This is a genomic window from Pseudoduganella lutea (assembly GCF_004209755.1).
GTDB classification, from domain to species: Bacteria; Pseudomonadota; Gammaproteobacteria; order Burkholderiales; family Burkholderiaceae_D; genus Rugamonas; species Rugamonas lutea.
Genome location: NZ_CP035913.1, coordinates 6,133,950 through 6,147,585, shown reverse-complemented (window position 1 = coordinate 6,147,585; position 13,636 = coordinate 6,133,950). Strand labels below are relative to the sequence as shown.

Annotated in this window: 8 protein-coding genes; 6 read left to right on the top strand and 2 right to left on the bottom strand. The window is 66.1% G+C overall.

Annotated elements, in window-relative coordinates:
• Positions 1 to 16 precede the first annotated feature (16 nt).
• The gene (locus EWM63_RS25970; protein WP_130189114.1) at positions 17 to 2,893 is read right to left on the bottom strand and encodes a TonB-dependent receptor; all 2,877 of its coding nucleotides are present in this window, start codon (positions 2,891 to 2,893) and stop codon (positions 17 to 19) included.
• 503 nt (positions 2,894 to 3,396) lie between these two features.
• Between EWM63_RS25970 and EWM63_RS25965 the strand changes: the two genes are divergently transcribed.
• The 6 genes from EWM63_RS25965 to EWM63_RS25940 all read left to right on the top strand — a co-directional run bounded on the left by EWM63_RS25965 (position 3,397) and on the right by EWM63_RS25940 (position 12,091).
• Positions 3,397 to 3,813 carry a hypothetical protein gene (locus tag EWM63_RS25965; RefSeq protein WP_130189113.1) on the top strand — a complete coding sequence of 139 codons (417 nt, stop codon included), beginning with the start codon at positions 3,397 to 3,399 and terminating at the stop codon, positions 3,811 to 3,813.
• A 200-nt stretch (positions 3,814 to 4,013) separates the two neighbouring features.
• On the top strand, positions 4,014 to 5,249 hold the full coding sequence (locus tag EWM63_RS25960) for an efflux RND transporter periplasmic adaptor subunit (protein ID WP_165390931.1): 1,236 nt from the start codon (positions 4,014 to 4,016) through the stop codon (positions 5,247 to 5,249).
• Between the two features lie 12 nt (positions 5,250 to 5,261).
• Positions 5,262 to 8,408 (top strand): efflux RND transporter permease subunit, encoded by a 3,147-nt coding sequence (locus tag EWM63_RS25955; RefSeq protein ID WP_130189112.1) that lies wholly within the window; start codon positions 5,262 to 5,264, stop codon positions 8,406 to 8,408.
• The gene (locus tag EWM63_RS25950; RefSeq protein WP_130189111.1) at positions 8,408 to 9,895 is read left to right on the top strand and encodes an efflux transporter outer membrane subunit; all 1,488 of its coding nucleotides are present in this window, start codon (positions 8,408 to 8,410) and stop codon (positions 9,893 to 9,895) included. The genes EWM63_RS25955 and EWM63_RS25950 overlap by 1 nt, the downstream gene beginning before the upstream one ends.
• 92 nt (positions 9,896 to 9,987) lie before the next feature.
• Positions 9,988 to 10,668: a winged helix-turn-helix domain-containing protein gene (locus tag EWM63_RS25945; protein ID WP_130189110.1), complete on the top strand. Its 681-nt coding sequence runs from the start codon at positions 9,988 to 9,990 to the stop codon at positions 10,666 to 10,668.
• A gap of 43 nt (positions 10,669 to 10,711) precedes the next feature.
• Positions 10,712 to 12,091, top strand: coding sequence for a sensor histidine kinase (locus EWM63_RS25940; RefSeq protein ID WP_229487509.1), 1,380 nt, complete (start codon positions 10,712 to 10,714; stop codon positions 12,089 to 12,091).
• Here the strand turns inward: EWM63_RS25940 and EWM63_RS25935 are convergent.
• Entirely contained in the window at positions 12,088 to 13,623 is a 1,536-nt protein-coding gene (locus EWM63_RS25935; RefSeq protein ID WP_165390930.1) for a GGDEF domain-containing protein, read from the bottom strand. The genes EWM63_RS25940 and EWM63_RS25935 overlap by 4 nt on opposite strands.
• Positions 13,624 to 13,636: the final 13 nt, after the last annotated feature.

The following is a 13,636-nucleotide window of genomic DNA, read 5'->3' as shown; positions in this document are numbered from 1 at the left end:
TCTTGACCGCCGGGGCTTACATCTTCCAGCGCAAACCGAACGAGACCGAACGTCCGATCTGGAGCGTGCCGAAATTGCTGACCTGCGCGTTACCCGCATCGCCGAAGTGGTAGTACTGCTGCTGCATTTCGTTGGTCAGGTTGACCCCGCTGATATCGACCGACATGTTGTCGTTGATTTTGTAGGAGATTTGCATGTCCAGGCTCTTCTCCGGATGACGCCAGATACCGATCGGGTTTGCAAACAGGGCTGCTTCGTTGCTGGACAAGAAGCCGGAGCGCCAGACATGGGACAACCGCGCGCTGACCGGGCCCTTTTCGTAAGCCAGGGTGGCGTTATACGACTTGTCGGACACGCCGAAGAACGGTGTCTCGAGCTGGGAGACGATAACGCCGGCTTCGTTGGCGGTGGGCACGTTTTGCGACGAGCTGAGTCGCGTGAAGCTGGCCTGGATGCCCAGACCGTCCAGCAGGCTCGGCAGCCCTTTCGGGAAATAGATCAAGCCGAGCTCGGCGCCTTTGATCGTACCGTTCGAGGCGTTGACGGGCGAGTTGATGACATAGTCATAGCCGTTCGTATGGTCGCCGCCGGAGGTCGAGTTGCGGAACGGGTCGTCCGCCGGATCGACGTGCACCTTGCGGCGCAAGTCCACCACCAGGCCATTGATCTTGCGCTTGAACAGCGTGCCGTAGAGCGCGCTGTCCTTCTGGAAATACCACTCGGCCGTCAGATCGAGGTTCTTGGAGCGCGTCGGTTCCAGATCGGGATTGCCACCGCTGCCCGAACCATAACCCACTTTCGACACGTCGTCGCCGAGTTGCAGGACAGGATTCAAAGCACCGAAGCCCGGGCGGCGCAGGGTTTCACCATAGTTCATGCGCACCACCACGTCCTGGACCGGGTCGTAGATCAGGGTCATGCTGGGCAGCAGCTTGCTGGCCGACTTGCTGGCACTGGTCGCCGTGACCGCCTTGGTGGTGGCATCGACCTTGTAGAAAGTCATGTCGGTATCGACCTTGACATAGCGCACGCCGAAATTGCCGCGCAGGCGACGGCCGAACAGGTCGTTCTGGGTGTTTGCCATCAGGAAGAGGTTGGCCGTCTTTTCATTGACCTTGAACGTCTTCTGCAGGCTCAGCTGGTCCGTCGTCAGGAAGTTCTTGTCGGCCGCGTTATAGAGCTTGCGCCACTCGTCGAGATTGTCGCGGATATAGTAGGCATTGGGCTCCAGCCACGTGCGCGGAACGTCCGAGATGTCCGTGCCGAAGTTCGAGTTGGTGGATTGATACCTCGAATCCAGCGAGGCGAGGTTGCGGCCCAAGAAGGCCGACTGCGTCCGGTTGGCCTCCGATGCCTTGCGATCGTCGAAGCGCAGGCCGAACTGGAGCGTCTGCAGCGGGCCCCAGTCGGCATCGTAGACGCCCGTCAGGTTGGCCGTCGCGGCGCTGCCCTTGTTGCGGTTGGCGGTATCGTAGAACTGCGCGACGTTCCACTTGGTCGGGTCGGTCAGGTCAGCATTGTTATTGAAACGGAAGGCCGTATTGTCGCCGCCGTCATTGAAGTCGACAGTGATGGACGGTGCGGTGCGATCGATCCGGGTAGCAGTGAATTCCGAGTGGAAGGTGCTGCTTTGGTACGACAGGTCGCCTTCCAGCTTCAGCCTGTCGCCAATGTCCCATTTGCCGTTCAGGGCATAGATACGGGAATCGGTTGCCGACGTGGTGTAGTCGCCGCTGTTGAAGCCATAGACGTTACCGACCGTACGGCTCTTGATGATGTTCGTTCCCGGGAACGTCGTGATCGTCCCGGCAGGGTTGCTGCCGAGATCCCCCCACCAGTCGACAAAGCTGAACAGCAACTGGTTGAAGGCCTTGTCTCGATAACCGTTGTACATCGATTCAAACGTATAGACCGAACTGCTGTTCGGTTTCCACTGCAAGGCGATATTGGCGGAGGGGCGCTTCCGATCTCCCTGCAGGTCGGACTGGAAAATGGCGTCGCGCGACAGGTAATATGGATGAGCCTTGCCGTTGAAATCCAGCGTCGACCCCGCCGCCGTCGGCAAGCCAGTGAGGGTGCCAGGCGTCCAGATACTCGTGTCGGTGATGCGCTGCAGGGGCGTGTAGCCTGCGGGCACTTCGGCGGCATTGGGGCTGGCGAACGGCACCATGGCACCCGGCGTCACGCTTTCATTGCGGTATCTCGTCCTGGTTTGCGACAGATTGACGAGGGCACCGACTTCGCCGAAGCCCGTTTGCCAGCGGTTGCTCAACATGGCGCTAAGCTGCGGGTTAGTCTTTTCCGCGGGGTCCAGATAGGTTCCCCGCGCCGAAAGCGACACTTTCGGCCCCTTGAAATCGAACGGCCGCAGCGACTTGACGTCGACCTGGCCGGCAATGCCCGTTTCAAGCTGGCTGGCGTCGCGCGTCTTGTAGACGTCGATCTGGCGAACCAGGGTCGAAGGAATGTCCTGCAGCGCGACCTGCGTGCCGGACGCGGTGAAAATACTCCGGCCGTTCCAGGTTGTCTGGACGTCGGGCAGGCCACGGATGGACAAGGTGCCGACTTCACCACCGGCGCGGTTGGTGACCTGGATGCCCGTCACGCGCTGCAGCGCTTCAACGACATTGTTATCGGGCAGCTTGCCGATATCTTCGGCAACAACCGATTCCACCACCTGGTCGCTGGTGCGCTTGATCGCCAGGCTCTTGATCAGCGATGCCTTGACGCCCGTCACGACCACGGTCGGCGTTTCAGTCGGTGCCGTCTGTTCGGTCGTTTGCGCCCATACCGAGGCGTTGCTGAGCAGGCCAGCACCCATCAGCGCGGCAACCGACAGTTTCATTTTCAGGTTACGGGATGGGCGGACCGTGCCGGTTCCGGTGTTATTCATGCTGCATCTCCTGTGTTTTACTTGTTTTGGCGCGTCGCTCGGGCAACGCTTTCATGGTGCTGCGAACCCATCTTAGTAACGGGGAAATTACCGATCCAATCAAATTTTTCCGCTTTTCGATATCGAATCGGATATCAGTCCAAATGAATAAGCGAACGACCGGTCGCAACAGGCGGTGTCCCGCGCCAGGTCCGGGGAGGCCCTGTTCATGCGGGTTTCAGAGGGAAAACCCCTACCGCAAGGCGCAGGCCGCCGCTGCCGGACCCGGCCCGGCGGAGACGTGTCCGGTGACGTGGCGTGCGTCGCCGGCACGTTGCAGCCGGGCCAATTCCTGTCGTAGTGTGACGATTTCACAACACGCACCGCCAGAAGAGCCCATTTCCGCGCCCGGCCTGAAGCACAAATTGCTTTGCATCAGGGGCCGATGCAGGCTAATCTGCCATAGGTAGCCGCGCCTGGAAGGCAGCGGTGATACCGCGGTTCGTTGAGCGCCAGGAGAACGGATGCGAGATTCACGCCGGGATACCGCGACAGCGCGCACGATCGATATCGCGCTGATCCTGCTAAGGTTGCGCGGCATGGAAGCGGCAATGCAGTACCTGCAGTCGGCGCACACCGCCGAAGACCTGGTCGAGCGTGTGCTGTCGTCGGGCGTGAGCCGCACGTCGATGACGGCGCTGCCGGCTGCCGCGTCCGCCAGCGTCGAACCCGCGCCGGACGCCCCGAAAGGCCCGGGCTTCTACCACGTGGCCGGACGCCGGCGCGACGTCGTCCACGCGGCGGTCGTGGAGGCCGCCATCACGCTGGCCGGGGGACTGGACATTGCCCGTGCCGAACGCATGCTGCGCCGCGAAGCGCTGCCCGATGACGTGATTGCCCGCGTGCTCGGGCAGGACGAGAGCCGGCGGCGGACCCGTTAGCCCAGCTGTGAACGGGTCCGTGAGCAGATCCCTGGCACCGGTCTGGCAATGTCGCTCGCAAGTGGGTTGCGCCGGTCGCGGCGCCATCGTTCGCGCAGATTAACGATAATTAATGATTCGGCCATTCCGCCTTTAGCCGCCAACCGGCATAGTGCGGGGTTCGAGGATTCCATCGTTAACCCTTGTCACCTGGACCATCCATGCCATTCCCTCACCGCCCGCACCACGCGGGTCCGGCTGCCGTGCGCACCACGTTTTTGGCGGCCTCGCTGGCCGCCTCCATGGCCGCGCTGGCCCTCGCCGGCTGCGGCGCCGAGAAGGCGCCCCGCGCCGCCACCGTCCCACAGGTCACCACGGTGACCGTCGAACGCACGGCTGTGCCGCTCGCACTCGAACTGCCCGGCCGCACGGCGCCGTTCCTGCTGGCCGAAGTGCGCGCCCGGGTCGACGGCATCGTGCAGGACCGGCGCTTTACCGAGGGATCGGACGTGCGCAAGGGCGATCCGCTGTACGTGATCGATCCGGCACCCTACCGCGCGGCGCTGTCGAGCGCGCAGGCCGCCCTGCAGCGGGCAAAGGCGAACCTGGTCAGCAGCACGTCGCAGCTGGAGCGCTACAAGGTGCTGGTGGGCGGGAACGCCGTGAGCAAGCAGGCATATGACAATGCCGAGGCGGCGCAATTGCAGGCCGCCGCCGACGTGGCCGCGGCGGAAGCGGCCGTGACGACGGCGCGCATCAACCTCGGCTACACGAGCGTGACGGCGCCGATCAGCGGCCGCAGCAGCGTGTCGCAGGTGACGCAGGGCGCCTATGTACAGGGCGGCTCGGCCACCCTGCTGACGACGATCCAGCAGCTCGACCCGATGTATGTCGACCTGCAGCAGTCGAGCGCCGAGGGCCTGGCGCTGCGCCGCGACATCGCCAACGGCAGCCTGAAACTGGCGGGCGCCGGCAAGGCGCAGGTGCGCCTCAAGCTGGAAGACGGCAGCACCTATGCGCATGCGGGCGTGCTGGAGTTTTCCGGCGTGACCGTCGACCGGGATACCGGCTCCGTAACCCTGCGGGCACGCTTCCCGAACCCGGAGAAGCTGCTGTTGCCCGGCATGTTCGTGCGCGCCAGCGTCGACCAGGGCGTGCGCCAGGGCGTGGTGCGCGTGCCGGCGCCGGCCGTCACCCGCAATCCGCAGGGCGAAGCCACGGTGATGCTCGTTGGCGCCGGCAACAAGACCGAAGTGCGCACCGTGGAAACGGGCGCGCTGGTCGACGGCCACTGGCTGGTCGAACACGGCCTGAAGGAAGGCGAACGCCTGATCGTCAGCGGCGTGCAGAAGCTGCGGCCCGGCACCATCGTCGAGGCGCGTGCCGCGGCGCCGCGCAAGCTGGCTACCGCACCAGCCCCCGATCCCGTTTCCGCCGCCGCCCCGGCAGCCCGCTGAGGATGACCCCGCATGGCTAAATTCTTCATCCAGCGGCCCATCTTCGCGATCGTCATTTCCCTGCTGATCATGCTGGTGGGCGGCATCGCACTGTTCAAGATGCCGGTCGAGCAGTATCCGCCCGTCTCGCCGCCTTCCGTGCAGATCCAGGCCACCTTCCCCGGCGCCTCCGCCGAAACCATGGCCAACACCGTGGTGCAGGTGATCGAGCAGCAGATGACGGCGATCGACAACCTGCTGTACATGACGTCGACCACCGACGATACGGGCCAGTCGACCACCTCGCTGACGTTCGCGCCGGGCACCGATCCCGACATCGCCCAGGTGCAGGTCCAGAACAAGCTGCGTTCGGCCGAGCCGCGGCTGCCGGCCGAAGTGCAGCAGTCGGGCCTGCGCGTGACGAAGTCGACGAGCGACTTCCTGATGGTGGCGGCCTTTGTTTCCGAAGACAACAGCATGACCAAGTTCGATATCGCCAACTACGTGGCGTCGAACATCCAGGATCCGCTGTCGCGCATTCCCGGCGTGGGCAGTCTGAACGTGTTCGGCACGCAGTATGCGATGCGCATCTGGCTCGATCCGGTCAAGCTGACGGGCTACGCGCTGACACCGCTCGACGTGAACCGCGCGATCCAGGCGCAGAACGTGCAGATCTCCGGCGGCCAGCTGGGCGGTTCGCCGGCCGTGGCGGGGCAGACGCTGTCGGCCACGATCAACCAGGCCAGCCTGCTGCGCACGCCGGACGAATTCCGCCGCATCCTGCTGAAGGTGCAGCCGGACGGCTCGTCGGTGCGCATCGGCGACGTGGCCCGCGTGGCCCTCGGCCCGGAAAACTACAACGTCGACGTGCGCTACAGCGGCAAGTCCGCTTCCGGCATCGGCATCCAGCTGGCGCCCGGCGCCAACGCGCTGACCACGGCCGATGCCGTACGTGCCCGCCTTGAGGAGCTCAAGGCGTTCTTCCCGCATGGCCTGAAGGTGGTGTACCCGAACGACATCACGCCGTTCATCGAAGTGTCGATCCATGAAGTGGTGATCACCCTGCTCGAAGGCATCGTGCTGGTGTTCCTCGTCATGTACCTGTTCCTGCAGAATTTCCGCGCCACCCTGATCCCGTCGATCACGGTGCCGGTCGTGCTGCTCGGCACCTTCGGCATCATGTCGGCGCTGGGCTTCACCGTCAACACGCTGTCGATGTTCGGCCTCGTGCTGGCCATCGGCCTGCTGGTCGACGATGCGATCGTGGTCGTGGAGAACGTCGAGCGCGTGATGCACGAGGAAGGCCTGGAGCCCTATGAGGCCACGGAAAAGGCGATGAGCCAGATCACCAGCGCGCTGGTGGGCGTGGCCCTCGTGATCTCGGCCGTGTTCGTGCCGGTGGCCTTCTCCAGCGGCACGGTGGGCGCGATCTACCGCGAGTTCTCGCTGACCGTCGTAGCGTCGATGCTGCTGTCCGTGTTCATCGCGCTGACCCTGACGCCGGCGCTATGCGCCACCCTGCTCAAGCGCCCCGATCCGGACCATTATGAAAAACGTGGCTTCTTCGGCTGGTTCAACCGGAGTTTCGACGCGAGCCGCGACCGCTACCTGGGCGGCGTGGCCGCCATCGTGCGCCGGCGCGGCGTGTGGATGGCGCTGTACGTGGTGATGATCGGTGTCGTTGCACTGCTGTTCCTGCGCCTGCCGGGCGGCTTCCTGCCGCGCGAAGACCAGGGCAATATGTTCGTGCAGGTGCAGACCCCGGCCGGCAGCACGCTGGAGACCACGGGCAAGGTGCTGGAAGAAATCAATCATTACCTGCTGAACGACGAGAAGGCGATGGTCGATTCCACGTTCGCCACGATCGGCGCCAGCCAGCCGAACCGGGGCCAGAACCAGGGCCGGCTGTTCGTGCGCCTGAAACCGTGGGACGAGCGCACGGACAAGGACCTGTCCGTGGCGGCGCTGAGCAGCCGCATCTCCGCGCGCTACGGCGACTTCCAGGGAGCACAGGTCACCGCGGTGGAACCGCCGCCGATCCGCGGCCTGGGTTCGGCCACCGGTTTTTCGCTGCAGATGCAGGACCGCGGCGGCCTGGGCCAGGAGGCGCTGGCGAAGGCACGCGACCAGTTGCTGGAACTGGCGAAAAACGAACCGGCCCTCTCCCGCGTGCGGTTCACGGGCCAGGCCGACAACGCCACCTACAAGATCGACGTCGACCGCGAGAAGGCGGCCGCGCTGGGCGTGAACCTGACGGACGTGGACCAGACCTTTTCCACCGCCTGGGGTTCGCGCTATATCAACAACTTCCTCGACACGGACAACCGCATCAAGCGCGTCTACGTGATGGCTGACGCGCAATACCGCATGAACCCGGACGACATCCGCTTCCTGCACGTGCGCAACGCCGCCGGCACCATGGTGCCCTTCTCCGCCTTCGCCAGCGCCCGCTGGACATGGGGTGCGCCGTCGGTGCAGCGCTACAACGGCCTCGCGTCGGCCGAGATCCTGGGCCAGCCGGCGCCCGGCCACAGTACCGGGGAAGCCATGGAAATCATGGACCGCCTGATGGGCGAGCTGCCGGAAGGAATCGGCTACGAGTGGAGCGGCATCTCGCTGCAGGAATCGCAGGCTGGCGCCCAGGCGCCGCTGCTGTACGCGCTGTCGATCCTCGTGGTGTTCCTGTGTTTGGCCGCGTTGTATGAAAGCTGGGCCATTCCCGTTTCCGTCATCATGGTGGTGCCGATCGGCGTGCTGGGCGCGCTGGCCGCGGCCACGCTGTTCGGGCTGGAAAACGACGTGTTCTTCCAGGTGGGCCTGCTGACGACGATCGGCCTGTCGGCCAAGAACGCGATCCTGATCGTGGAATTCGCCCGCGAACTGCAACTGCAGGGCAAGGACGTGCTGGACGCGGCGATGGAAGCGGCCAAGCTGCGGCTGCGGCCGATCCTCATGACGTCGATGGCCTTCGTGCTGGGCGTGCTGCCCCTCGCCGTTGCCAGCGGCGCCGGCGCGGCCAGCCAGAACGCGCTGGGCATCGGCGTGATCGGCGGCATGCTGACGGCCACGTTCCTGGCCACGTTCATGATCCCGCTGTTCTTCGTGCTCATTGCCGGCAAGATCAGGGAAAAAAGGCGCGGTCACAAGCCCGCTGCCATCGCTGTACAGGAGGTGAATTGATGAAGCGCCTGACGACCTTGCTGTCGGTGGCGGCACTGGCTTCCGGCTGCGCGCTGCAGCCGGCGTATGAACGCCCGGCCGGCGCGGCACCGGCCGCCTATCCTTCAGGCCCGGCCTACGACGGCGCCGGCGCAGCCGGCATGGATGGCAACATCGCCGCGGCCGATATCGGCTGGCAGGACTTCCTCGTCGATGCGCGCCTGCGCCAGCTCGTGGGCGTCGCACTGGCCAACAACCAGGACTTGCGCATCGCGCTGCTGCGCGTGGGCCAGGCACGCACGGCCCTGCAACTGCAGCGCAGCGCCGCCCTGCCCCGCGTCGACCTCGAAGCGTCGGGCACGCGCGGCAGGAGCGCAGGAAGCAGCAACAATGCGGGTAACGGCGGGGGCAACAGCACGCGCAGCAATTTCGCCGGGTTCGCGGCGGCCTGGGAGGTGGACCTGTTCGGCCGCCTGCAAAGCCTGACGGACGCCGCCCGCGAGCAGTACCTGGCCAGCGCCCACGCCCGGCAGGCCACCCACATCCTGCTGGTTGCCCAGGTGGCCGAGCAGTACCTTGCCATGCTGGCCTATGCGGAGCAGCTGGCCGTCACGGAGGAAACGCTGGCGGCGGCGCGCGAGTCGTACCGCATCGTGAAGCTGCAGTTCGATACGGGCACCGTGTCGGAGCTCGATGAAACGCTGGCGCGCGGCACCGTGGAACAGGCGCTGGCCAACCGCGCGGCCCAGCAGCGCTTGCGCGCACAGGCGGAAAACGCGCTGGTGCTGCTGCTCGGCCAGCCGCTGCCGCCCGCAAGCGCGCCGGCAACGCCGCTCGACCGGCAGCCGCTGCTGGCCGCGCAGTTTCCCGATATCCCCGCCGGCCTGCCATCGGACCTGCTGCTGCGCCGGCCGGACGTGCTGCAGGCGGAGGCGCAGCTGCGCGCGCAATACGCCAACATCGGCGCGGCCCGCGCGGCCTTCTTCCCGAACATCGGGCTGACGGCCAGCGCCGGCACCGCCAGCGCCGCGCTGGGCAGGCTGTTCGAGGCGGGCACCGGCGTCTGGTCGTTCGCGCCCAGCCTCGTGCTGCCGCTGTTCGACGGCGGCGCGCGCCAGGCCGATCTCGACAACGCCCGCATCGCGCGCGACATCGGCGTGGCGCAGTACCGGCAAGCCGTGCAGGTGGCATTTCGCGAGGTGGCGGACGGCCTGGCCGCGCGCGGCACCTACGATGCAGAACTGGCGGCTCGCCGGCGCGACGTGGCGTCGCAGCAGCGCCGGCTGGAACTGGCCGAGCTGCTGTATAGCAGCGGCACGAACGATTATCTGTCCGTGCTGACGGCGAAGACGGACCTGTACAATGCGCGCGTTTCACTGATCGCCGCCCGGCAGAACCAGCTGGCCGCCCTCGTGGGCCTGTACCGCGCGCTCGGTGGCGGGTGGCTCGAGCGCACCGGCGACGCGCCTTCCGCGCCCGATGCAGGCTTGTTGGTTCCGGCATCCTGAGCATTCCAGACCCGCGCGCAAATTCCGGGGTCAGACCCGCCGGGTCTGACCCCAGCCTCTCGCAGTTGGGCTATAAAGCACCTCTGAAAGCCATGAAACTCTTACTCGTCGAAGACAACGAACGCGTTGCCCGCTTCGTCAAGAAAGGCTTGACCGAAGCCGGCCACACGGTCGACCACGCGGACAACGGCCGCGACGGCATGTACCACGCCGTGAGCGAAACGTACGACGCGATCGTGATGGACCGCATGCTGCCCGGCGGGATCGACGGGCTGGCCATCGTCGAAGCGCTGCGCCAGGGTGGCAACCACGTGCCGATCCTGATCCTGTCCGCACTCGATGGCGTGGACGACCGCATCCACGGCCTGAAGAGCGGCGGCGACGATTACCTCGTGAAACCGTTCGCGTTCGGCGAACTGCTGGCCCGGCTGGACGCGCTGCTGCGCCGCTCGCAACACCAGGCGGTGGAGACGACACTGGCGTTGGACGACCTGCACATGGACATGTTGGCCCACAAGGTGACACGGGCCGGCAAGCCTGTGGCGCTGCAGCCGCGCGAATTCAAGCTGCTCGAATACCTGATGCGGCACGCGAACCAGGTGGTCACGCGCACGATGCTGCTGGAGAACGTGTGGGATTACCACTTCGATCCGCAGACCAATGTGATCGACGTCCACGTCAGCAAGCTGCGCCAGAAAATCGATGCCGGCTTCGGCAAGCCGCTGCTGCGCACCGTGCGCAATGCCGGCTACATGCTGACGGACCAGCCATGAGCCGAACAAGGACAAGGAAAGGGGCAAGGAAAGGAGCAATACCGTGAGGCTGCCCGGTTTTTCCGCGCGCACGATCGCACTCGGCTACGGTATCGTCAGCCTGCTCGTACTGGCCATGTTTGCCGGGCCGCTGTGGTATGCATGGCATACCAACATCCAGGAGGTGCGCACGGAACTGATCACGGCCGATGCGCAGCGGCTTGCCAACCTGTTCGCGCGCGGCGGGCCGTTCGCGCTGACGACCGCCATCGAGAGCCAGGTGGTGGGCACCAACGACGGCGTGCGCAAGATCATCCTGTTCATGGCGCCGAACGGTGTCAAGCTGGCCGGCAACCTGCCCGGCTGGCCCACCGGCCTGCCGGACCGCGACGGCACGGGATCGGCCACGATCCACGTCGCTGGTGAGCCGCGCCGCATCGAACTGGTGCGCCTCACCCTTGGCGGCGGCTACCGCCTGCTGATCGCCAGTAACCTGAACCGCTTCGACGAACTGGAACGGCTGTTCGTCTGGGGCCTGCTGGCCTGCGCCGCGACGGTGCTGATGGGCGCCGCGCTGGGCGGCGTGCTGATCCGCCGTGCACTGCTGGCACGCGTGCAGGGTATCAGCCAGACGACCGCCGCGATCATCGAAGGCAAGCTGTCGCGCCGCCTCCAGGAACCGCGCGATGGCGACGAGCTGCAGCTGCTCACGCGCACCGTGAACCGCATGCTGGACCAGATCGAACACCTGGTGACGGGCGTGCAGGACGTGTCGAACGCGATCGCGCACGACCTGCGCACGCCGCTCTCGGAATTGCGTGCGCGGCTCGAGGAACTGTCGGTGACCCGCCCGGCCGAGGAAGAAACGTTTGCCGAGATCGATGCGGCGATCAGCGACGTGGACCGCGTGATGAACATCTTCAATGCGCTGCTGCGCCTGGCGGAGATCGACAGCGGCAGCCGGCGCAACGGCTTCGTCCAGGTGGACCTGGCGAAGCTGGCGGCCGAGGTGGCCGAGTTTTACGCGCCGGTCGCGGAGCTGAAGGACATCGCGCTGGCATTCACCCCGCGCGGCGCATCGACCGCCGTGGGTGATCCGGTGCTGCTGGCGCAGGCCCTCGGCAACCTGGTCGAAAATGCGCTGAAATATGCGCCGGAAGGTGGCGACATCGCCATCTCCGTGCAGCGCCCGCGGCGCGACATGCTGGAAATCGTGGTGGCCGACAACGGTCCCGGCATCATGGCCGATGAACGGCCCCGCGTGGTGGAAAGGTTCTATCGCGGCGACACCAGCCGCGGCACGCCCGGTGTGGGCCTCGGCCTTTCCGTGGTCTCGGCCGTGGCGCGGCTGCATGGCGGCGCGCTGCTGCTGGCCGACAACCGGCCCGGCTTGCGGGCCACGCTGCAGGTGGCGGTCAGTCCGGCGGGCGGCTCCCGGGTCTAGGTCTGCGTCTGCGTCTGCGTCTGCGTCTGCGTCTGCGTCTGCGTCCGGGCCGCGGCCACGCGATTGCGGCCGGCTTCCTTGGCCTGGTACAGCGCGCCGTCGGCCGCTTCGACGAGGGAACGGGCGGCATCGGCCTCGCGCGGCCGGATGGCGGCGACGCCCGCGCTGATCGTCACGATGCCGGCACCATTGCCGGTGTGCGGCAACGCCAGTGTTCCCACCGCGGCGCGTGCCGCCTCGGCCACCCGCAGCGCGCCATCGACGTCCGTGCCGGGCAGCAGGATGGCGAATTCCTCGCCGCCGAAACGCGCGGCCAGGTCCGCCGGCCGGTGGACGACGGTACCGATGGCGGCAGCCACGGCGCGCAGGCAGTCGTCGCCGGCCGCGTGGCCATAGGTGTCGTTGTAGCGCTTGAAATGATCGACGTCGATCATGATGACCGCCACGCGGCCGCCGTCGCGGGTGGCGCGTGCCGTTTCGGCTGCCAGGCATTCGTCGAGACAGCGGCGGTTGGCCAGGCCGGTCAGCGCGTCCGTGCGGGCCAGCCGGTCCAGCGTGGCGTTCTTGGCTTCCAGTTCCGCCTGGGCGTTGCGCAGGCGGATTTCCAGGCGCTGCTTGCCGCGGATGTGCACGAGCAGCCAGCCGCCCAGCGCATACAGGGTGCCCAGCATGACGACGATGGCGGCGAATTCCTGCCGCGTGACCGTCCACCAGTCGGCCAGGATTTCTTCCTTTGCCAGCGCCACGGTGACCACCAGCGGGTAGCCTTCCACACGGCGATAGCTCATCAGCCGCTCGACGCCGTCGAAATCCGTCTTCAACATGACGGTACCGCGCGGCCCGCTGCGCCGCATGAACTGGAACAGCGGCGAGCTGGCGACGGACTGGCCCACGTCATCCCTGCCGGAGTGATGTCCCACCACGACCGTTCCATCGGTCATGGCAAGCAGCATGGCGCCGCGCGGACCCACGGAGAATCGCCGGTAATACCGTTCAAAGTAATCGACCGGGATCGTTGCCAGCACGATGCCGCCGAAGTTGCCCGCCTTGTCGTTCCAGCGGCGCGACAACGTGATGATCCATTCGCCGCTGGTGCGGCTCACGATGGGTGGCCCGATGCGCACCTCGCCATCGCGATGCGTGCGGTGATAGTCGAAATAGGCGCGATCGGCATTGGACACATGCCATGTGGGATGCGGGTCCGTCGATATCAGCAACTGGCCGCGCGGGCCATGCACATACATGCCCTGCAACGCCGAGTCTTTCCTGCCCAGCCGCGTCTTCATGTAGTCGCGCAGGCGGCGCCTGTCCTCGCCGTCAAGACCATCCGTTTCCACCCGTTCGACGATACCGTCGAGCAGCCAGGCGACCGTGTTCATCGCCCCTTCGACATGCTCGTCGGCCGCCTGCGCCACGTTCTCGGCGGCGATGCGGCTTTGCCCCAGCTGGCTGCGATAGGCCGTATGGCGGCTCCAGCTCTCGATGAGTACCGAAAAGAACGTGAGCGCGAACAGGATCAGGATAGTCGCCATGGCCGCGGCCGAG

Coding starts and splice junctions, on each gene's coding strand:
- EWM63_RS25970 (WP_130189114.1), bottom strand. CDS start 2,893: ATGAATAACACCGGAACCGGCACGGTCCGCCCATCCCGTAACCTGAAA.
- EWM63_RS25965 (WP_130189113.1), top strand. CDS start 3,397: ATGCGAGATTCACGCCGGGATACCGCGACAGCGCGCACGATCGATATC.
- EWM63_RS25960 (WP_165390931.1), top strand. CDS start 4,014: ATGCCATTCCCTCACCGCCCGCACCACGCGGGTCCGGCTGCCGTGCGC.
- EWM63_RS25955 (WP_130189112.1), top strand. CDS start 5,262: ATGGCTAAATTCTTCATCCAGCGGCCCATCTTCGCGATCGTCATTTCC.
- EWM63_RS25950 (WP_130189111.1), top strand. CDS start 8,408: ATGAAGCGCCTGACGACCTTGCTGTCGGTGGCGGCACTGGCTTCCGGC.
- EWM63_RS25945 (WP_130189110.1), top strand. CDS start 9,988: ATGAAACTCTTACTCGTCGAAGACAACGAACGCGTTGCCCGCTTCGTC.
- EWM63_RS25935 (WP_165390930.1), bottom strand. CDS start 13,623: ATGGCGACTATCCTGATCCTGTTCGCGCTCACGTTCTTTTCGGTACTC.